At 61.4% G+C, this 19,945-nt stretch carries 13 protein-coding genes; 7 read left to right on the forward strand and 6 right to left on the reverse strand.

The genetic code is table 11. The annotated features are described in order from the left end of the window. Nucleotides 1-20: 20 nt before the first annotated feature. The 4 genes from ACOX7T_RS02265 to ACOX7T_RS02280 all read right to left on the reverse strand — a co-directional run bounded on the left by ACOX7T_RS02265 (nt 21) and on the right by ACOX7T_RS02280 (nt 3,507). A complete protein-coding gene (locus ACOX7T_RS02265; protein WP_433439490.1) occupies nt 21-827 on the reverse strand; it encodes an energy-coupling factor transporter transmembrane component T family protein in 807 nt (268 codons plus the stop codon). Further along, nucleotides 828-1,697 (reverse strand): energy-coupling factor transporter ATPase, encoded by an 870-nt coding sequence (locus ACOX7T_RS02270; protein ID WP_433439492.1) that lies wholly within the window; start codon nt 1,695-1,697, stop codon nt 828-830. 67 nt (nt 1,698-1,764) lie between these two features. Beyond that, nucleotides 1,765-2,613, reverse strand: coding sequence for an energy-coupling factor transporter ATPase (locus tag ACOX7T_RS02275; protein ID WP_433439494.1), 849 nt, complete (start codon nt 2,611-2,613; stop codon nt 1,765-1,767). Nucleotides 2,614-2,640: 27 nt separating this feature from the next. After that, nucleotides 2,641-3,507: a class I SAM-dependent methyltransferase gene (locus ACOX7T_RS02280; protein ID WP_433439496.1), complete on the reverse strand. Its 867-nt coding sequence runs from the start codon at nt 3,505-3,507 to the stop codon at nt 2,641-2,643. Between the two features lie 221 nt (nt 3,508-3,728). Between ACOX7T_RS02280 and ACOX7T_RS02285 the strand changes: the two genes are divergently transcribed. The 3 genes from ACOX7T_RS02285 to ACOX7T_RS02295 all read left to right on the forward strand — a co-directional run bounded on the left by ACOX7T_RS02285 (nt 3,729) and on the right by ACOX7T_RS02295 (nt 5,894). Beyond that, entirely contained in the window at nt 3,729-4,418 is a 690-nt protein-coding gene (locus ACOX7T_RS02285; protein WP_433439498.1) for a hypothetical protein, read from the forward strand. A 3-nt stretch (nt 4,419-4,421) separates the two neighbouring features. After that, nucleotides 4,422-4,976, forward strand: a complete 555-nt coding sequence (locus ACOX7T_RS02290; RefSeq protein WP_433439500.1) for a Fe-S-containing hydro-lyase — start codon at nt 4,422-4,424, stop codon at nt 4,974-4,976. Between the two features lie 171 nt (nt 4,977-5,147). After that, the gene (locus ACOX7T_RS02295; RefSeq protein ID WP_433439502.1) at nt 5,148-5,894 is read left to right on the forward strand and encodes a TraX family protein; all 747 of its coding nucleotides are present in this window, start codon (nt 5,148-5,150) and stop codon (nt 5,892-5,894) included. A gap of 41 nt (nt 5,895-5,935) precedes the next feature. Here the strand turns inward: ACOX7T_RS02295 and ACOX7T_RS02300 are convergent, their stop codons facing one another. Further along, nucleotides 5,936-6,271 carry a helix-hairpin-helix domain-containing protein gene (locus tag ACOX7T_RS02300; protein WP_433439504.1) on the reverse strand — a complete coding sequence of 112 codons (336 nt, stop codon included), beginning with the start codon at nt 6,269-6,271 and terminating at the stop codon, nt 5,936-5,938. A gap of 115 nt (nt 6,272-6,386) precedes the next feature. Between ACOX7T_RS02300 and ACOX7T_RS02305 the strand changes: the two genes are divergently transcribed. The 4 genes from ACOX7T_RS02305 to ACOX7T_RS02320 all read left to right on the forward strand — a co-directional run bounded on the left by ACOX7T_RS02305 (nt 6,387) and on the right by ACOX7T_RS02320 (nt 12,534). Further along, the gene (locus tag ACOX7T_RS02305; RefSeq protein ID WP_433439506.1) at nt 6,387-7,337 is read left to right on the forward strand and encodes a 2-hydroxyacid dehydrogenase; all 951 of its coding nucleotides are present in this window, start codon (nt 6,387-6,389) and stop codon (nt 7,335-7,337) included. 137 nt (nt 7,338-7,474) lie between these two features. Beyond that, a complete protein-coding gene (locus tag ACOX7T_RS02310; RefSeq protein WP_433439508.1) occupies nt 7,475-9,157 on the forward strand; it encodes a glutamine--tRNA ligase/YqeY domain fusion protein in 1,683 nt (560 codons plus the stop codon). A gap of 76 nt (nt 9,158-9,233) precedes the next feature. Further along, nucleotides 9,234-10,262 (forward strand): threonine aldolase family protein, encoded by a 1,029-nt coding sequence (locus tag ACOX7T_RS02315; RefSeq protein WP_433439510.1) that lies wholly within the window; start codon nt 9,234-9,236, stop codon nt 10,260-10,262. 34 nt (nt 10,263-10,296) lie between these two features. Further along, a complete protein-coding gene (locus ACOX7T_RS02320) occupies nt 10,297-12,534 on the forward strand; it encodes a DUF6273 domain-containing protein (protein WP_433439511.1) in 2,238 nt (745 codons plus the stop codon). A 50-nt stretch (nt 12,535-12,584) separates the two neighbouring features. Here the strand turns inward: ACOX7T_RS02320 and ACOX7T_RS02325 are convergent, their stop codons facing one another. Continuing rightward, nucleotides 12,585-19,649: an S-layer homology domain-containing protein gene (locus ACOX7T_RS02325; protein WP_433439513.1), complete on the reverse strand. Its 7,065-nt coding sequence runs from the start codon at nt 19,647-19,649 to the stop codon at nt 12,585-12,587. Nucleotides 19,650-19,945 lie beyond the last annotated feature (296 nt).

A 19,945-nucleotide genomic window follows, 5' to 3' on the forward strand; every position in this document is an offset into this window, starting at 1 on the left:
TAGAAATTTCTTAAAATTTTTCACAGGCCGAAGTGACCCAGCACGCCCACGGCCACGCAGACTGCCAATCCGCACACCAGGAACACCACGTCAGCCCGGCGATATTTCAGCTGACGCAGGCGGGTGCGGCCCTCGCCGCCGTGGTAGCAGCGGCACTCCATGGCGATAGCCAGCTCGTCCGCCCGGCGGAAGGCCGAGATAAACAGGGGCACCAGCAGGGGGATGAGGGCCCTGGCCTTGTCCATCAGGCCACCGGTATCGAAGTCGGCGCCGCGGGCCTTCTGGGCGGACATGATCTTGTCCGTCTCCTCAATGAGGGTGGGGATGAACCGGAGGGCAATGGACATCATCATGGCCAGCTCATGGACGGGCACATGAATTTTCTTCAGGGGGCCCATCAGATTCTCCAGGCCGTCGGTCAGGAGAATGGGCGAGGTGGTGTAGGTCAGCAGGAAGGTGCCCAGGATGAGCATGGAGATGCGCAGCACCATAAAGACGGCCGACCAGATGCCCTCCACCGTCAGGTTGAGGAAGCCCCACTTCCAGATGGTCTGTCCGGGGGTCCAGAACAGGTTAAGGAAGGCGGTGATGACGATAATAATCATAATAGGCTTGAGGCCGCGGAAAAGGGTCTTCAGCTTCACCTTGGACACGGCGATGGCCGAGGCCAGCACCACTATCATGATGCCGTATCCCACCAGCTGCTTGGCCAGGAAGAGGGCCACAATATACATGGCCACAAGCAGGATTTTGGTGCGGGGGTCCAGGCGGTGGAGAATGGAGTTTCCGGGGAAATACTGTCCCAGGGTAATGTCCTTCAGCGCCATTTACACCGCCCCCTTCCGCGCTCTGTACGCCGCCATGACAGCCGCTCTGGCCTGCTCCATGGTGTACGCCGTGTCGTCCACGTCCACGCCCAGCTTTTTCAGCTGGTGGAGCACCCGGGTCACCTGGGGCACGCCCAGGCCCATGGCAATCAGCTCCTCCTCGTGGGCAAAGACCTCACGGGGTGTGCCGGCGAAGGGGATGCGGCCGTCGTTGACCACCACCAGCCGGTCCACCGTCCGGGCCACCTCCTCCATGGAGTGGGAGACGATGATGATGGTGGCGTTCTTGGCCACGTGGTAGTCGTGGATGTTGGACAGGATGCTCTCCACGCCCACCGGGTCCAGACCGGCGGTGGGCTCGTCCAGGATGAGGACGGAGGGCTCCATGGCGATGACGCCCGCAATGGCCACCCGGCGCTTCTGGCCGCCGGACAGCTCAAAGGGAGACTGCTCCAGCATGGCATCGGACAGGCCCACGAAGGCCGCCGCCTCCCGGACCCGGCGGTCAATCTCCTCCTCGGAGAGCTTCATGTTCCGGGGTCCGAAGGCGATGTCCTTATACACCGTCTCCTCAAAGAGCTGGTACTCCGGGTACTGGAACACCAGGCCCACCTGGAAGCGGGTCTGATGAGTGCGCTCCTTGCTCTCCCAGATGTCCTTGCCCTCAAAGAGCACCCGGCCGGAGGTGGGCTTGAGCAGGCCGTTGAGGTGCTGAATCAGGGTGGACTTGCCCGATCCGGTGTGGCCGATGATGCCCAGGTACTCCCCCCGGTAGGCCGTGAAATCCACATCAATCAGCGCGCCGTGCTCAAAGGGGGTGCCGGCGGAATAGATGTGGCTGAGTTTTTCCGTCTGGATAATCGGTTCCAATGACTTCAGTCCTTTTTATCAGTGGTGCATTCCTCATATGGAGGTAACGCCCGCAAAATATGCCGTTTTACCGGGTGATCAGCTCATACAGCGCCTTGGCGCACTCCTCATCGCTGAGGGCGTCCAGGGGGGCGTCCAGCCCCTCCCTGCGCAGCTCCCAGCACAGCTCCACCGTCTCGGGCACCGTCAGGCCCACGGCCTTCAGCTCCTCCACCCGCTGAAACACCTGCCGGGGGGCTCCGTCAGCGATGACCTTGCCCTTGCTCATAACCACTAATCGGTCGGCCTGGGCAGCCTCGTCCATGTGGTGGGTGATGAGCACCACGGTGATGCCCGCGTTCCGGTTGAGCTGGCGGATGGTGCGCAGCACCTCGCTGCGTCCGATGGGGTCCAGCATGGCGGTGGGCTCGTCCAGCACGATGCAGCGGGGCCGCATGGCGATGACGCCCGCAATGGCCACCCGCTGCTTCTGGCCGCCGGAGAGCAGATGGGGCGCGTGCTCCCGGTACTCGTACATGTCCACCAGCTTGAGGGCCTCGTCCACCCGGCGGCGGATCTCCTCCGGAGGCACGCCCAGATTCTCGGGGGCGAAGGCCACGTCCTCCTCCACCACGTTGGCCACAATCTGGTTGTCCGGGTTCTGGAACACCATGCCCACGGTGCGGCGGATGTCCAGCAGCAGGTCGTCGTCGCAGGTGTCCATGCCGTCCACGTACACCTTGCCGCCGGTGGGCAGCAGGATGGCGTTCATGTGCTTGGCCAGGGTGGATTTGCCCGACCCGTTGTGACCCAGCACCGCTACAAAGCTGCCCTCTTCAATTTCCAGGTCCACCCCGTCCAGCACCACCGGGGAGAGACCTCCCTCGGCCTCGTAGGAGAAGCGGAGATTTTCGGTTTTTACAATGGAATTGGCCATTTTTTGCCTCCCATTCCCTGTTGTTCTTTACCGGTCGGCCATCCAGCGCCCGGTGGCGCCGCAAGGCAGCGCCAGACCGGTCTCGGTGACGCTCAGGCCCAGCTCGGCGCTCTCGGTGCGGCCGCCGTGCTTGCTGGACACCACGGTCTCCAGAATGTAGGTCAGCACCGAGGGGGCAAGGCCTGTGGTGTAGGAGTTGATGAGGAAGAACAGGGGCTCGTCGGAGAGCACCTGGGCCACCAGCTCCACAAAGGGGTAGAGGTTCTCCTCCAGCTTCCAGATCTCGCCGGAGGGTCCCCGTCCATAGGACGGCGGGTCCATGATCACCGCGTCGTACTTCCGGCCCCGGCGGATCTCCCGCTCCACAAACTTGCCGCAGTCGTCAATGATCCAGCGGATGGGCCGGTCCTCCACGCCGGAGGACTTGGCATTCTCCCTGGCCCAAGCCACCATGCCCTTGGCCGCGTCCACGTGGCACACGCTGGCGCCGGCGGCGGCACAGGCCACAGTGGCTCCGCCGGTGTAGGCAAAGAGGTTGAGCACATTGATGGGCCGCCCCGCCTTCCGAATCTGCTCCCGGGCAAAGTCCCAGTTGGCGGCCTGCTCGGGGAAGAGTCCGGTGTGCTTGAAGTTCATGGGCTTGATGTTGAAGGTCAGGTCCCCGTAGGACACCTGCCAGCGCTCGGGCACGTCCTTCTTCTCCCACTGGCCGCCGCCGGTGGAGGAGCGGGCGTACCGGGCGTCAGGCCGCCGCCACAGCCGGTTCTCCCGGGGTGTGTTCCAGATGGCCTGGGGGTCGGGCCGCACCAGGGTATACTTGCCCCAGCGCTCCAGCTTTTCCCCGCCGCCGCAGTCAATCAATTCGTAATCGTTCCACTTGTCAGAAATCCACATAAGCATATCCCTCAAAACATATGTGCATACAAAATCAGTATATTATATCACCCCTTCCGCTGGAACGTCAATTCATAACTCCCCATATCCGTGGGATTTCTCGGGCGGTTTTCCCGTCAGTCCGCCCATCCGTAAGGCGCAAACGATTGTATCAGTCGGAAAGATGTGATATACTGTCTGTGATTGCGATTCCATTTTCGCAGAAAGACGAGGTGTCTCATATGAGTGAGCAGCAGTTCCGCACGGTGGCCTTCGGCGGATTTCATAAGCAGGATGTGCTGAACTATGTGGAGACCTCCTCCCGGCAGCACCGGGAGAAGGTAGCCGTCCTGAACAGAGACCTGGAGGAGGCCCGCAAGGCCGCTTCCGAGGCGGAGAAGAAGGCGGCGGACGCCGCTGTCCGGGAGGAGGAGCTGTCCGCCCGTGCGGAGGCTCTGGCCGCCGAGCTGAAGGAGAAGAGCGACGCGCTGGATGCCATCCGGGCCGAGCTGGAGGAGAAGACCGCCCGGCTGGTGCGGGTAGAGGAGGAACTCTCCGCCGCCCAGTCCCGCCTGTCCCGCTCGGAGGCGGATGCCGAGGCCTACGCCGGCGTCAAGGACCGGGTGGCCGGCATTGAGCTGGACGCCCACTACCGTGCCCAGGCCGTCCAGGCCGAGGCGGAGAAAAAGGCCAGGGAGACCCGGGAACAGGTGGGCCAGTGGCTGACCCGGGTGGAGGCGGGATACGACCGCCTGCGCACCGATGTGGACGCCACCATCTCCCACGCCTCCGGCGAGCTGGAGCGGGTGGCCCGCAGCCTGGAGCACATCACCGCCGAGTTTGCCGAGCACGACACCGCCCTGGAGAAGCTGCTCCAGGTCTGCCGTGAGGGTGAGCCCCCCAAGGCCCCCACGCCTCTGACGGAGGAATAAGCCATGGCGCAGACCATCTCTCTCACCACCGAGCAGCTGCCTGCCGTAGCTCCGACCCTGCGTGCCGGAGACCGGGTACTGCTGTCGGGCACCATTTACACCGCCCGTGACGCCGCCCACAAGCGCATCTTTGCCCTGCTGGATCAGGGCAAGGAGCCGCCCTTCCCCCTGAAGGACGCCGTCATCTACTACGCCGGACCCACTCCTGGGCAGCAGGGCATGGCGGTGGGTGCCTGCGGCCCCACCACCTCCAGCCGGATGGACCCCTATGCCCCCCGGCTGCTGGACCTGGGCCTGGGTGCCATGATTGGCAAGGGCCAGCGGTCCCAGGCCGTGGTGGACGCCATGGTCCGCAACGGCGGGGTGTACTTCGCCGCCGTGGGCGGCGCAGGTGCCCTCATCGCCAAGTGCATTCAGACCGTGGAGGTCATCGCCTTTGAGGACCTGGGCTGCGAGTCGGTCAAGCGGATGACCGTCAAAGACCTGCCTCTCACTGTGGCCATCGACGCCCAGGGCGGCAACCTCTACGAGACCGGCCGGGCCGCCTACGCCCGGTAATGCTCTGAATAACTGTCAGCGGCGCGGGAAATTCCCGCGCCGCTTTGCTTGTCAAAAGGCTTCTTTCCTCTTTTCTTAAACAAAACTTCAAATATTTCTAAAACGTTCTTTCGTGCCGCCTGATATCCTGTCAAGGCTGAATTTTTGTTGTGAGAGGTGTCCTTCTGTCTGATGAAATTAGGAAAATGGAATGCGTTTGAACTCAAGCTCTTTATGGCGCTGCTCATGGTGCTGGACCATCTGGACCACATCCCCGGTCTGCTCCCGCCCGAACTGAGCGCGCTGTTCCACGCGGTCACCCGCTGTGTGGGCGTGTGGTTTGCCTATCTGGCCGTGGAGGGCTTCCTGCACACCCGCAGCCGCCTGCGCTATAACCTCCGTCTCTTCGGCTGGGCGGCAGTCATGGCGCTCGGAAACCAGCTTTATAACCTGCTGGCCGCCGGTAAGGGTCTGACCCTTTCCAACAATATCTTTCTCACGCTGGCCCTCGGGGTGCTCATGCTCAACCTGCTGGCGGGCGCGCAGCCTGACGCCCCGCTTTGGCAGCGCGCTCTGCGCATTGTGGGCGGCTGCGCCGTGCTGTTCGCAGGGCTGATCTGCGCGGAAGGCGGCCCGGTTATCCTGCCGTTTATCCTGATTACATTCTACTTCCGCGGCCGTCCCCTTGTCCGCAATATTGTGTATCTGGGCTTCTCCCTTCTCCTCTTCTTTTCGGCGTTCCACCTCTACCCCTCGCTTTGGGAGACGCTGCTGATGCTGGGCTTCAACTCGGATTTCCTCTTTATCTCCGTACTGCCCTTCATCGCGCTCTACAACGGCCAGCGCGGCCCCAACACCCCCTTCTCCAAGTACTTTTTCTATTTCTTCTACCCCCTCCATCTCTGGGTAATCGGCGTCATCGCGCTGATTGCCGCCTGAATGAAGCAAGCCCGCCGGAACATGGTTCCGGCGGGCCTGTACTATTTCTCTGGGTGCTTTCCGCCCTGGGGGCCCTCGTCCGGCCTGCGCCATCTCCACCACTGGAGCAGCTCCGGGTCCTGCACGTCATGCTCGGCAAAATAGATGGCCATGCGGAATACATAGAGAAAACAGGGGTCGTCCTCAAAGCCCCGGATCGCGTTGTTGCGGGCATAGAGGTCCTCCGCATTCTCTCCCTTCAAATCTCCCACGCGGTAAAAGCCCATGTCGTTGAGGTATTTGCCGATACGCGGCCCGATGCCGGGCAGCGCGGTCAGCTTCAAGTCGTCCTTATTCTTGCTCATCATGGCTCTTTGGGCCTTGGTCAGTGCCGGCATAACGCAGCATCTCCTTTTGCAGCCTGAAAATACACAAATCTTCTCCCCTCTCTTGTCAGCCTGTCTCCATACTGATATAGTAAATTTAATCACCCCTTTGAGAGGATGGATAGGAATGAACGGAACTACCGTGGTGCTCAACGCCGCGAAAATGAACTACGACGGGAAGCTGAACCTGACCACCCTGGCCCCCCACGTTACCATCTATGACGACAGCACGCCCGAGCAGATTCCCCAGCGGCTCCAGGGCTGCGAAATCGCCGTGACCAAGGAGCTGCCCGTACCGGCGGAGCTTATCGCTCAATTCCCCGACTCGGTAAAACTCATCTGTGAGGCGGGCACCGGCTACAACAACATCGACCTGGCCGCCGCCAGGGCCAGAGGCATCACCGTGTGCAACATCCCGGCGTACAGCTCCCAGCGGGTGGCCCACACGGCCATCATGCTCCTGCTCTGCCTCAGTTCCTCCATGGGCGCCCAGATCCGGATGCTGGAGCGGGGCGACCGGAGCAATTTCACCCGCTGCCTGGGCCTGGACCACGTGGAGGTCAACGGCAAGACCATCGGCCTCATCGGCGCGGGCAACATCGGCCGTGGGGTGATGAAAATCGCCCTGGCTCTGGACATGGAGATGCTGGTTTACAGCCGCACCCCCCGGGACTACGGCCCCGGCGTGACCTGCGTCAGCCTGGAGGAGCTGCTCAGCCGCAGCGACTACGTCTCCCTCCACTGTCCCCTTACCGACGCCACCCGGCACCTCATCAACAGGGACACGCTGTCCCTCATGAAGCCCACCGCCTTCCTCATCAACACCTCCCGCGGCGCACTGGTGGACGAGGCCGCCCTCATCGACGCCCTGAAGTCCGGAACCATCGCGGGTGCGGGTCTGGACGTACAGGAGACCGAGCCTCCTGCGGCGGACAACCCCCTCTATACCATGGAAAACGTCATCCTCACCCCCCACATGGGCTGGAAGGGCCTGGAGACCCGGCAGCGGCTCATCTCCCTGCTGGCAGGGAACATCGCCGCCTACCTGGATGGCCGCCCCATCAACGTGGTGGGATGACGGCGGGCGCGGTCGGATTTTTCTGCCTTTTTGTAAGAAATAGATTGCAATTTTTGTATACACCGGGTAAAATAAGGATTTGGCCGGCTGTCTTTGGGCGGTCCGGCTGAAATGGAACATTTAAGGAGTGAAACAACATGACCGAAGAGCTGAACACCACCATGACCCAAAACTTCATCCATGATTTCATTGACGAGGACATCGCCCAGGGTGGTCAGTTCCAAGGCATGACCGTCCATACCCGTTTTCCCCCCGAGCCCAACGGCTACCTCCACATCGGCCACGCCAAGGCCATCTTCATCGACTTTGGTACCGCCGAGAAGTACGGCGGCCTGTGCAACCTCCGCATGGACGACACCAACCCCACCAAGGAGGACGTGGAGTACGTGGAGGCCATCCAGGAGGACATCCACTGGCTGGGCTATGACTGGGGCGACCGGTTCTACTACGCCTCCGACTACTTTGAGAAGATGTACGACTGCGCCGTGGAGCTCATCAAGAAGGGCCTGGCCTACGTCTGCGAGCTGACCCCCGACCAGTTCAAGGAGTACCGCGGCGACGTGAGCACCCCCGCCCGCTCCCCCTACCGGGACCGCCCCGTGGAGGAATCCCTGGACCTGTTCGCCCGCATGCGTGCCGGCGAGTTTGAGAACGGCCGCATGACCCTGCGTGCCAAGATCGACCTGGCCAGCGGCAACTTCAACATGCGCGACCCCGTTATCTACCGCATCAACCACATGCATCACCACCGCCAGGGCAACAAGTGGTGCATCTACCCCATGTACGACTTCGCCCACCCCATCGAGGACGCCCTGGAAGGTATCACCCACTCCCTCTGCTCCCTGGAGTTTGAGGACCACCGGCCCCTGTACGACTGGGTCATCGCCCACTGTGACCTGCCCGCCAAGCCCCGGCAGATCGAGTTCGCCCGTCTGGGCATCAACTACACCGTTATGAGCAAGCGCAAGCTGCGCCAGCTGGTGGAGGAGGGCCGGGTCTCCGGCTGGGACGACCCCCGTATGCCCACCCTGTGCGGCCTGCGCCGCCGGGGCTACACCCCCCGCTCCATCCGCAACTTCTCCGAGCGCAACGGCGTGAGCAAGGCTGCCTCCACCGTGGAGTTCGCCTTCCTGGAGCACTGCCTGCGTGAGGACCTGAACGAGGTGGCTCTGCGCCGTATGGCGGTGCTGCGCCCCATCAAGCTCACCGTCACCAACTACCCCGAGGGCCAGAGCGAGACCTTCACCGTGGAGAACAACCCCAGCCGTCCCGAGGACGGCACCCGCGAGGTGTCCTTCTCCCGCCACCTGTATATCGAGTCCGAGGACTTCCTGGAGACCCCTGTGCCCAAGTACAAGCGTCTCTATCCCGAGGGTCCCGAGTGCCGCCTGAAGGGCGCCTACCTCATCAAGTGTACCGGCTGCGTGAAGGACGAGAACGGCAACGTGGTGGAGGTCCTCTGCGAGTATGATCCCGACTCCCGCGGCGGCGATCCCGCCGACGGCCGTAAGGTGAAGGGCGCCACCATCCACTGGGTGGACGCCGCCACTGCCGTGGACGCGGAGATCCGGCTGTACGACAACCTGTTCTCCGACGCCGACCCCGACGCGGGCGACAAGAGCTTCCTGGACTGCCTGAACCCCAACTCCCTGGAGGTGCTCTCCGGCGCCAAGGTGGAGGCCAGTCTGGCCGACGCCGCCGCCCCCGCCTCCTTCCAGTTCCTGCGCCAGGGCTACTTCTGCGTGGACAGCAAGGACTCCGCCCCCGGCCATCTGGTGTTCAACCGGTCCGTGAGCCTGAAGGACAGCTTCAAATTCTAATGGCAATTTCAGCGGCCGCAGGCCCTCCCCGGCTTTCGGGGCGGCCTGCGGCCCCTTTGTTATGAGGTGAATGAACATGTACAATTTCCGCAACGACTACTCTGAGGCCGCCCATCCCGCCGTCCTCGCCGCCATTGCCGCCCACAACGACGAGCACGTTATCGGCTACGGCGCTGACGACTACTGCGCCAATGCCGCCCGGCTCATCAAGGACCTGTGCCGCTGTCCCGGGGCGGACGTCCAGTTCCTTATCGGCGGCACCCAGACCAACTTCACCGCCATCGCCGCCTTCCTCCGCCCCTGGGAGAGCGTGATCTGCGCCCACACCGGCCACGTCAACGGCCACGAGGCCGGCGCGGTGGAGGCCACCGGCCACAAGCTGGTTCAGGCCGTCGCCGCGCCTGACGGAAAGCTGACCCCTGAGCTCATTCTCCCCCTGGTGGAGGCCGCGGCCGACGAGCACCTGACCCTCCCCCGCCTGGTGTATATCTCCGACGCCACCGAGACCGGCGCGGTGTACACGCTGGCCGAGCTGGAGGCCCTTTCCTCCTGCTGCAAGGCCAACAACCTCCTCCTGTTCCTGGACGGCGCCCGGCTGGGGGCCGCCTTCGGCGCGGCGGAGAACGACCTGACCCTCCCCGACCTGGCCCGCCTTACCGATGCGTTCTACATCGGCGGCACCAAGAACGGCGCCCTCATGGGCGAGGCTCTGGTCATCGTCAACCCCGCCCTTCAGGAGGGCTTCTTCCGCATTAAAAAGCAGCGGGGCGGCGTGCTGGCCAAGGGCTGGCTGCTGGGCCTTCAGTTCCAGACTCTGCTGGAGGACGGACTCTACTGGACCATCGCCCGTCACGCGGTGGATATGGCCCAGTCCCTCCAGTCCGGCCTGGAAGCTCTGGGCCTGCCCATGGCCTCCCGCTCGGCCAGCAACATGGTATTCCCCGTGGTGCCCGACAGCCTGCTCCCCGTGCTGGACAAGCTGTGCACCTACGAGGTGTGGGCCCGCCAGGATGCAGGCCACACAGCCATCCGGCTGGTCACCTCCTTTGCCACCCAGCCTTCCGACGTGGAGGGCCTCCTCTCCGGCCTGAAGGCGGTCCTGTGACCCTCCAGCATCCCCATTTTCAGCGAGGTGACGTATGAAGAGACAGCCTTTTGCCCCACGGGCGGCACAATTCTACGACCGGTTTGGTCCCCTCCTGCTGGCCGCGCTGGCGGCAGTCATCATGACCCTGGTGCTCTTCACCGGCGGCGGGGCGGGCTTATCCAACAGTGGAGACTTCGGCCGGGTGCTGAGCACCAACTCCCTGGACTACGCGGAGAGCACCGGCTCCTTTGTGTATGAGGACACCTTCCGCATGGTCTTTCAGGGAGATTCCGCCGGTGAGAAGCTGTGGAATCTGCTCTTCAACCTGGACAACACCGCCGCCTACCCTTCCATCCACCTGGTGTTTGTCCGGGCCTCCCTGGCGGGAAACCTGGCTCTCAACGTGCTCACCGGCCAGAGCCTTGACACCTACCACATCCAGGTGCTGGGCCTCATCTATCTGCTCTGTTACACGGGGCTGCTGCTCCTGCTGTTCCGCTCCTTCCGTCTGCCCTCCCTGTGGTGCGACCTGCTGGTAAAGCTGGCCATCCTTTTTGTCCTGTGCGACGAGGGGTACATCACCTACTTCAACTCCCTGTACAGCGAGCCCGTGCAGATGCTGGGCCTGCTGGCCATGGCAGTCTTTGGCCTGCGGCTGCTGACGGGTCGTGGCAGACTGGGCTGGAACGCAGGCTGGTACTTCCTCTCCTGTGTGGTGTACGGCTGGAGCAAGTTCATCAACCTGCCGGTGGCCGCCCTGTGCGCCCTGGGCATGGGGGCGGTTCTCTTTCTCCGGGCGGAGCAGAAATACCGGAAGTGGCTGTGCGGCGGCGTTGTGGCCTGCGTGGCTGTGTTGGGAGCGGTGTACCTCTCTCTCCCCAGCTGGATGGACTACGAAACAAACTATAACGCCGTGTTCTACGGCGTCCTCAAGGACACCACCCCGGAGCAGACTGAGCAGTATCTCTCCGACCTGGGCTTGCCGGAGTACATGGCAGAGTACGCCAACTCCAACTACTACATGGACCGGGTGGCTCCCGCCCGGGAGAGCGAACAGTTCAAAGAGGACTTCTCCCAGGTATCCAAGTTTGACCTGTTGTTCTTCTACCTCTCCCATCCGGGCTACTACCTGGAAAAGCTGGACGTGGCCATGGCCCATACCGGCTTTATCCGGCCCTACTACCTCTCCAATCTGGATGACACCCACCCCCGGCTCACCTTTGCTGGCCGTTTCGGCGGCTGGAGCTGGCTGCGGGGCCAGCTGCCTGTCAACACCTGGATGGCTGCCGGGCTCATCATGGCCGCCGGCTGCTGGGCCCTGTGGCGGGCCGTTGCGGGCCGGAAGGGCACGGGACGGGACAAGCTCTCCGCCGCCCTGCTGGTGCTCACCGTGCTGGGCTCCATGGCCTACCAGTTCCTCATGCCCACGGTCACCAACGGCGAGGGCGACCTGGCAAAGCACATGTTCGCCTTCGCCCAGTTCATCGACCTGCTGCTCCTGCTGGTGCTGGCCTGGCTGGGATACCGTCTTTCCACGGCAGAACGGGTGCGACGCCCCGCCGCCGTGCTGGCATGCAGCACCGCCGGGGTGCTCTGCCTGCTGCTGGCCGTGCCCGCCGGAATTTCCATGATACGGACACAGCTATCCCACGACACGCTGGAAACCGGCGCCTACGTCCAGCTGGGTACCTGGGAGGGCGAGCCTCTTCTGTGGCAGGCGGCGGAGCAGCAGAAGGACGGCAGCTGGCTGCTCCTGGCTGTGGACGCGGTGGATAGCCGTGCCTTTGACCAGGACGGGGACTTTGGCAGCAGCCGATGGAGTGACTCCGACCTGCGTGAGTGGCTCAACGGCGACTTCCTCACCTCCGCCTTTGACCAGTCGGAACAGGAGATGCTGGTGACAGGCAGCCACCGGGTACTCCTATCCATCATAGACCGTGAGCTGGCCGACTCCGGCTTTAATGACTTCTTTGCCTTCCACGTTCCGGCGTACAGCGACCGGGGCATGGAGGAGGCAGTGGCCATGGACTGCACCGACACCGTCCGCCTGCCTGACATCGGCCTGATGTCCTCCCTGTCCAGGGCAGGTCTGCTCTCGGGCTCCCCCTGCTGGATGGATACCCCCTATTTCAACAATGGCTCCATGGTGCGCATTCTGGGCACCGACGGGTACTTCTATATGCGGGACGCCGCCGACGAATGGGGCGTCCGGCCGGTGGTAATCCTGTCGGCTGATGCCGTGCTCACCGGCTCAGGCAGCATTGGTTCCCCCTTTGTCCCTTCTCTCTAAGAAAAAACATCCCCTGCGCAGTGATTACTGCGCGGGGGATGTTTTTTCTGTTATCGGTTCTCTTCTGCCTGGAATCGCTGGAGCATCACTGCCAGCTCGGCCCGTGTCGCACCGGACTGAGGCAGCAGCTTGCCGCCGTCCCCGCCCTTGAGCAGGCCGCTCTGCACCGCCCAGACCATTCCGTCCTCGGCCCAGCTGGAGACAAGGGCTCCATCCGGGTAGTCGTTCAGGCTGCCGGAGCACTTGGGACTGCCGCTGTAACGGTACAGCATAACTGCCAGCTGCTCCCGGGTGATGGCCCCGTCAGGCGCGGTGCCGTCGGAGATACCGTTATCCATGGCCCACTTCTGCGCCGCGGCATACCAGTTCTCTCCGCCGGAGGTATCCACGCCCTCCATCCGTGCCAGGACTGTCCACACGGTAGCGCGGGTCACACCGTCACCGGGTGCAAACATTCCACCGCCCACACCGGTCAGGATACCCTGTTCACAGAGCTCCATTACGGCGTCATAGTACCATGCGCCCTCCTTCACATCGGTGAAGACATCTGTACCTGCTATCTTCCGGAAGGTCACGGTCACCTTGGCCGTACCGTTGGGCATGGTGAATCGATAGTCGGACACGGGGATTTCATTCCCCCGGAGGTCGGTGACCACAATGGACGCCACCTCATAACCCTGGTCAGGGGACACGGAGAGGGTCACCTGACGCCCCGGATAAGCCAGTTTGGGTGTTGCAGTCACCTTGCCGTGCTCCGCCTCGATGACAACGCTGTACATGGGAACGCCGGGTACGCTCTCATAGGCCGCTACTTCAAACTCACCCGGAGTGCTGTTCAGCGCCAGACCCATGGAGGAATTGTCAGTCACCAGATTGGACATATCCGGTCTGGTGCCGTAGAAGTACCGCAGGGTAACGTTCCCCTCCGCCGCCTCGCTCAGGGTAAGGCGCAGGGTGTCGCCATCCAGTCTGACTACGGATTCCACTGTCTGGGCCACGCCGTCAGCAAACACCTCAAAGCCGGTAAAGCTGCCGGTGCCCACCAGATCGGTTCCGCCGCTGTGTGCCACCTGGATATCAATCAGAGTTCCGGATTCATCTGCGAAAGCCGCGCCGCTGATGGTGGGCGGCAGGTAATAGGTCTCATCCCCCAGGATGTACTCAATCACATGGGCCACCCGGGCACCGATGATTGCCTGGGACTGGAGGGTGTAGTGGATATTGTCCTCACGCTGGGGCAGGCCCTGCTCCACAGCGGCCACATAGACGCCGTTGTCGGGATCGTTGACCTCCCACATGGCGTTCCGGATACCGGTGATGCTCTCATCGTACTCCGGGGAATCCCAGCTGCCGGACTTGCAGGCGCCCAGCTGGCAGTAGATAAACGGCACGCCGGGCAGATCCTGTCTGTAATAGCCGATCAGGGTCTCCAGATCCTGTTTGAACTCCTCGCCAGTGCGCTTGAGAGAGACGTCGTGCTCGCCACCGTTCATCACGATGTACTCGCAGCCGCCGGCCTCCCAGGCCCGGTAGATGGAGTTGCCGTAGAGGGTGGAACGGTCTGCGGGGTTCTCAGGATTGCGGCCGGGATGCTCCGCATCGCCCGTCCAGTACAGGTACTTTGCGTCATAGGCCAGACCGGCGCCGCTCTTGGCCGCGGGGATAATGCCCACAGGCACATCGTAGGCCTCGATCAGGGCGTTGGCCAGTGCGGGAGCCATGGAGCCGGTGGGCTTGTCACCGTTGCCGCAGATGCTGTTGTCGCCGCTGCCATAGGGGTCCTCCAGGTGGTCCCAGGTCTCGTTCAGGAAGGTAGAGGCCCGGTCATCCGCCACCACATAGGACTCGCCCTCGCCGGGCATGCCAGCGCCCTGCATGTTGGACTGACCGATGAGCAGCAGATTGATGCCCACGCCCCAGCGGTCGGAATACTCCGGCTCGCCATAGACGTCGCCCTTTACGGTGCGGACCGCCAGCTGATACCAGCCGCCCTGAGGCACTGTCATGGTATGGCTCCAGCTGCCCATTCCGCCCACCGTCACATCCTGCCAGTCCACCAGCGCGGCACCGCCGCCGTAGGGCTCCACCGCAATCTGGATGCTGTCGGGCCTGTCGCCCGCCCATGTGCCGGTGAAGGTCACCTGAGCGATCTTCTTCTCCGGGTCACGCTGGATCACCTGTCGGTCGGCCAGACTGGTGACGCAAGCTCCGTCGTTGGGATTGGGCAGAGGGTCTACCTCGTCGTCGAACTGGCTGAACAGCCAGGTACGCACAAAGTCGCTGTACTCATTGTCAAAATAGACCCACTTGTCGTTGTGGGGATGGATGAAGTCGTCGTTGGGGATCTCAAACAGCTCCTCCATGGGGACGTCCAGGAAGGTGAAGCTGTCGTTGCCGTCGGGGTATACCTCGCTCAGATACTCCTTGATATCACTGGTGTCGGGGTTCTGGACGATCAGCACGCTCTTCCCGTCAATGCGCTTCAGCCGCTCCTTGGCCTCGGCGCGGTACTCCTCCAGCGGGCTGCCCCAGTCCTCACCGGGCCACTCACGCACGCCGTCATAGTGGTCAAAGGACATCAGGCCCTTCCATAGACCGGCAATCTCGTCGTCGGCCAGGCCCAGGAAGTTGACGCCGATGGCGCCCCGGGAGAAGCCGCAGAGGAACAGGTTATCCCGGTCGCCGCCGTACTCGGTGCAGACCTTCTCCACCGCCTCCTTGGCGAAGGCCACGGTCTTGTCCACGTCGCCCCACCAGGTAATCTCATTGCCGCCGTTCTCGCCCACATAGGGCAGGGCGACCCAGATAACGTCCTGTCCCCTGGTGATGCCGTAGCCCAGAGCCGCATCCTCCACCTTTCCGGTGCTGCCGCTGGTGGGCCAGTAGTTGCCGGTGTACTCGAAGAGCACAGGGTAGGTGCCGCCCTCCTCATAGTTCTCAGGCAGAGTCACCACCGCGTAGCTGCCGGGGAAGCCGTCCAGCTCCATGAGGAAGCGCTGCTCTCCGAAGGAGGGAATCTGAACCTTGATCTCCACCTTGATCTCCTGTTCTGCGCGGCCGATCACCTCACCGGAGGCATCCAGCAGTTCCGCCGTCAGCGGATAGCTGCCGTTCTCCATAGGTTCGGTCACCTCCCATGTAAAGGCGCCGTTTTCAACAGGGACTGTCGCTGTTTTGCCGTCGAGGGTCAGCCGCACCTGGGTGCCGCTGTTGGCCGTGCCGCTGACGGTGAAGGGGAAGGGCTCGGCCTCTGTACAGCTGAAGTTGTCATAGTCAGCATCCATACCCAGCGTGTAGAAGCCGCTCAGGCCGCTGGTAAACACGGGGTCCTTGGGCGCCGTATCCTGGTACTCCAGCACCAGGTTCCCATCCACGTAGAGGTAGAACATATCTCCGATGGCCTGGGCTTTGAAATGATAGGTTGTGTTGGGCTTCAGTGCACCGTCTGTATCGGGTACAGTATAGGAGTCTGTTTTTCCTCCCGTATTTCTCTTGATATAGCGGAATCCCATATCGGGGCTGTAGCCGAGAATATAGTGATGCTCATATGCCTGATAGCGCAGCACAATGCCCATGGTCTTCTTGGAGGGCATGTTTGCAGGGGTTGTCACATCCACCTCGACGGTTACATCACCGCTCTTAGAATAGGAACAGACGATGGTTCCGGCAGCCGCATTGGTGTTGTTGGTGGCATTGCTGTAATGGAGCTTTCCATTCTCCACAGTGTACAGCTCACCAGCTCCGGACCCCGTCCACTGAATCAGCCCATTGTCAAAGCTGTCGCTGACCGCCGTACTCTCGCTGATGGCCTTGTCGGGGCTGAGAATAGCAATGGAGACGTCCTCCACTTGGATCGTAATCTCGTTGGTACGGACCGTAACGCCGCCCACAGTCACATCCGCCGCCACGGTCACGTCGCCGGCCTGCTTGGCTGTCAGCACGTTCCCGTCAACCTCGGCAGCGTCCTCCGGTGTGACAATCCACTGAATCTCTTCCCCAGTGAGGGCAATGTCCGCGCCCGCATCATCGGTGGCAGTCACAGTCAGCTGGGTGGTGTCGCCCTTGATCAGCTGGCTGCTGGCAGCGCTCAGCCGGGCCCGGTCGATAACACCGGTACCCTCGCCGCCTTTGATTTCATAGTCATGGCCCGGTGTAAAGTCGAACCGGAAAGCGCCGTTTTCCATACGGGTAAACTTCACCTGAACATTGTCGGTGGTATCCCAAACCTCCAAAGTGGAGGAGGCCCAGCCGTCTGCGTTGTTGGTAATGGTGGATTCTGTTTTTCCATCCGTATGGGTGTAGGTATAGCTGGTCCCCTTGGCAGAGATGGGGAACACCTCGCCGAACATCTGGTTCAGGTTCTCAGGATCACGCCCCACCAGGATGCCCTTGCCGCCCACAAAGACAGGCATCTCATCCAGGGGGTGAGGATAGTCCTTCAGGGTGGTGGGGCCCTGATACACCTCGCCGGAGTTGTAGTCCAGCCAGGTACCCTCGGGCAGATAGACGTCCCGGCTGTCTACATCTTCAAAGTCGCAGCCAAACTGAGGCGCGGCCATCAGGGACTGACCAATCATCCACTGATACTGCCGCTTCTCCCGGCTGATCATCTCATAGGTGTTCTCGTCATCGGGATAGGCGATGTAGAGGGGCGTCATGGTGTAAGGATAGCCGGTCTCATAGCTGTCCACCGCAGCGCTGTAAATGTAGGGCATGTAGGTGGTATGCCAGTCGATGGCGTCCTTGACATTCTGCTCGTACTCCGGGTTCTCCATATCCCAGACCCGGCGTCCCATAGACAGTGAGGGGCAGAGGGCCGCGAACTGGGCGTTGCGCACCACATACTTCTGGAAAGAGGGGTCCTTGATATTCTCGGTAGGTGTGCCGCCGATGATGTCGGGGTAGGTGTTGGGCGCACCGGAGGCCGCGAAGTTCAGAAGGTTGATGGGCATCCGGTCCGGGTCGTGGTGGTAGTCCTTTCCAGTACCGTAGTAGGAGTCGTTGATACGGATCAGGTCGCCGGGAATGGAGTAGGCGGTATTGCGGACAATGATCAGATTTCCGTCATCCACCAGTGCCTCATTGATCACATTCCACTTGCCGTCGTCCCAAGTGTCCTCATAGAGCATGGCGTCCTCTTTGAATCCGTCCACGCCCCACAGCCGGGCCTGCTCCACATACCAGTTCACAGCCTCCTCATTCCGGCTGTCCAGCAGGTAATACGCGCCCTTTGCCGGGAAGTCTCCCCGGGTCACGGTACGCAGGCTGCCGTCGGGGTTCTTCATCAGGTAGTCATGCTCCACAGCATACTGCATGAAGGGTCCGTTGTTCTCGTCGTTATGGTTGCCGCCGTCCTCCTTTGTGGCCTTGAAATTGTTCCGCAGGCCCAGAATTACGGCTACATCGTTCTCCTCAAAGAACTTCATCATTCCTTCCACATCGGGGAAACGGGGATTGGGAAGCCCGTCACTGCGCGGCGTCTCCACATCGTCCCACATACCGAAGCTGGTGGTGATACCCTGATTGGCGTTCTTCCGGTCTCCCTTCCAGAATCCGGAGCCGATAACCGCCCAGCCGATGGGGTAGCCACGGTCCAGATAGCCCTGGATGCTCTCCATAACAGAGCTCTGGTAGGCGTTCCATCCCAGGGCGCCGTAGGCCTCCCAACCCAGCTCGAACATCTGGGAATTGGGCAGGGTGTCGGGATAGCCCTCCTTCACCCGCACAGCCTGATAATCGGCGTAAATCTGCTCCATGGTGGGGCCGAAGAAGTAGTACAGCCGGTCCACACAGGGCTCAGAGAATACGCCCTGGAGGTTCTGGTCCGCGGTGAAGGCCACCCGCTTGGCCCCCTCCTCAATCAGCACCTCTGCCATACCCTGGCTGGGGAACACGGCGAAGGTGGAGACAAAGCGCTTGCAGGAGCCACGGTTGGAGACCGCGTCCCAGTCCTTGCCGGAGCCGCTTATATCGCCGCTCATGCGCGTAAGACCGAACACATTGGCGGTATCTCTGGCTTTCACACGCCCGTCAGAGCCCATGTCATCGTAGTCATTGGCCTGGGAGCCGAAATCGCCCATGCCGTAGACCGGGTCAATGCCCTTGGTGCGGGCATCGATGACGTACAGACTCTCCTTCGGCTCACTGGGCGCGCTGCCGCCCTCCACCGACCAATCTCCGGAGAGAATTCTGACATCATCCGGCATACCGTTTTCAAAGTCCCAGGACTTGGAGTAGTCCTCGCCGCCTACGGTGCCGGTGATGGACACATTGTCAACATCCACCCGGTCATCATAGGTACGGACACCCACAGCGCCGGTAATGGGATAGCTGAATTCATGCTCCATGACAGTCTCTCCCACTGTCAGAGTCAGCTTGCTGCCATTCACCTCTGCTTTAAAAGTGATCCAGTCTGTCCCAAAAGCAACATGTTCTTCACCTATCAGAGTCAGCTTACCATCTCTCACCTTTTCATAGAGCTGCAGGGAGTTGTCCTCTGCGCCATCTTTTATACCCACTCTCAGGCGCGCGTGGATCATACTGCCATCTTCCTTGTATCCCAGCACGATGCCGCTTCCGCTGGAGGCTAGCTGTTTGGCAGCTCGGATATCCATGGAGATAGTCTGACTTCCTTCCTCCAGTTCCGGACCAATGGTAGCCAGGCACCCCGCTCCTGTGGGCACCGTCAGATAGCCATTGGTTTCCTCCGGCTCACCTTCTTCGGGGGTAATCTTCATCTGGAGGTAGGTTTCACTGGGGATCAGCTCCACCTTGGCGCTGTCCCCCGCTGTGTTCACCACAGTAAACAGGTGGCTTCCATCCTGCTCTCCCTCATAGACGGCCGATTCTGCCAGGCTGGGTTCACCACCCGCAGGGCCGAAGGAGATGCCGGATATGTTATGGGGCTCCGCTATCACAGTGCCATCCGGCCTGTAAAAGCCATAGCGGAATCCATCCAGCTGAATGTGCACCTCATAATTTGCTTCTTTAATCACCACAGTGTCTTCGTCCGCATAAACCTGCGGTCCATCGGCTGCGGCAGCGGGAATAGAAATCAGTCCGGACAACAGCGCCGCCGCGAGCATAAGCGCAAGCGCTTTTCGTATCTTTCTCATTTCCTTCTCTCCTTTTATGAGCCATTTGACCACTCATGCTGGTGCAATTTAATTCATTTTTCTGCTATTCCTTTTTGACGTCTGCTCCTCTCCTTTTGAATTCAGCGCATTTCATCTCCTGCGCTTTCCACAATATTACTATATTTCCTTCTCCTCTTCCTTGAATATTCAGCATTTATTCTGGAATAATCGGCACTGTTTTTTTACTAAAAAATGAGCCATCTGCACAGGGCAGATGGCTCATTTTTTTATTTAGTCCTAATTCCTATACCTTATAGCTTTATCACGCTGTATCA

The sequence above is a fragment of the Pseudoflavonifractor sp. genome, from assembly GCF_050943825.1.
Classification (GTDB): Bacteria; Bacillota; Clostridia; order Oscillospirales; family Oscillospiraceae; genus Pseudoflavonifractor.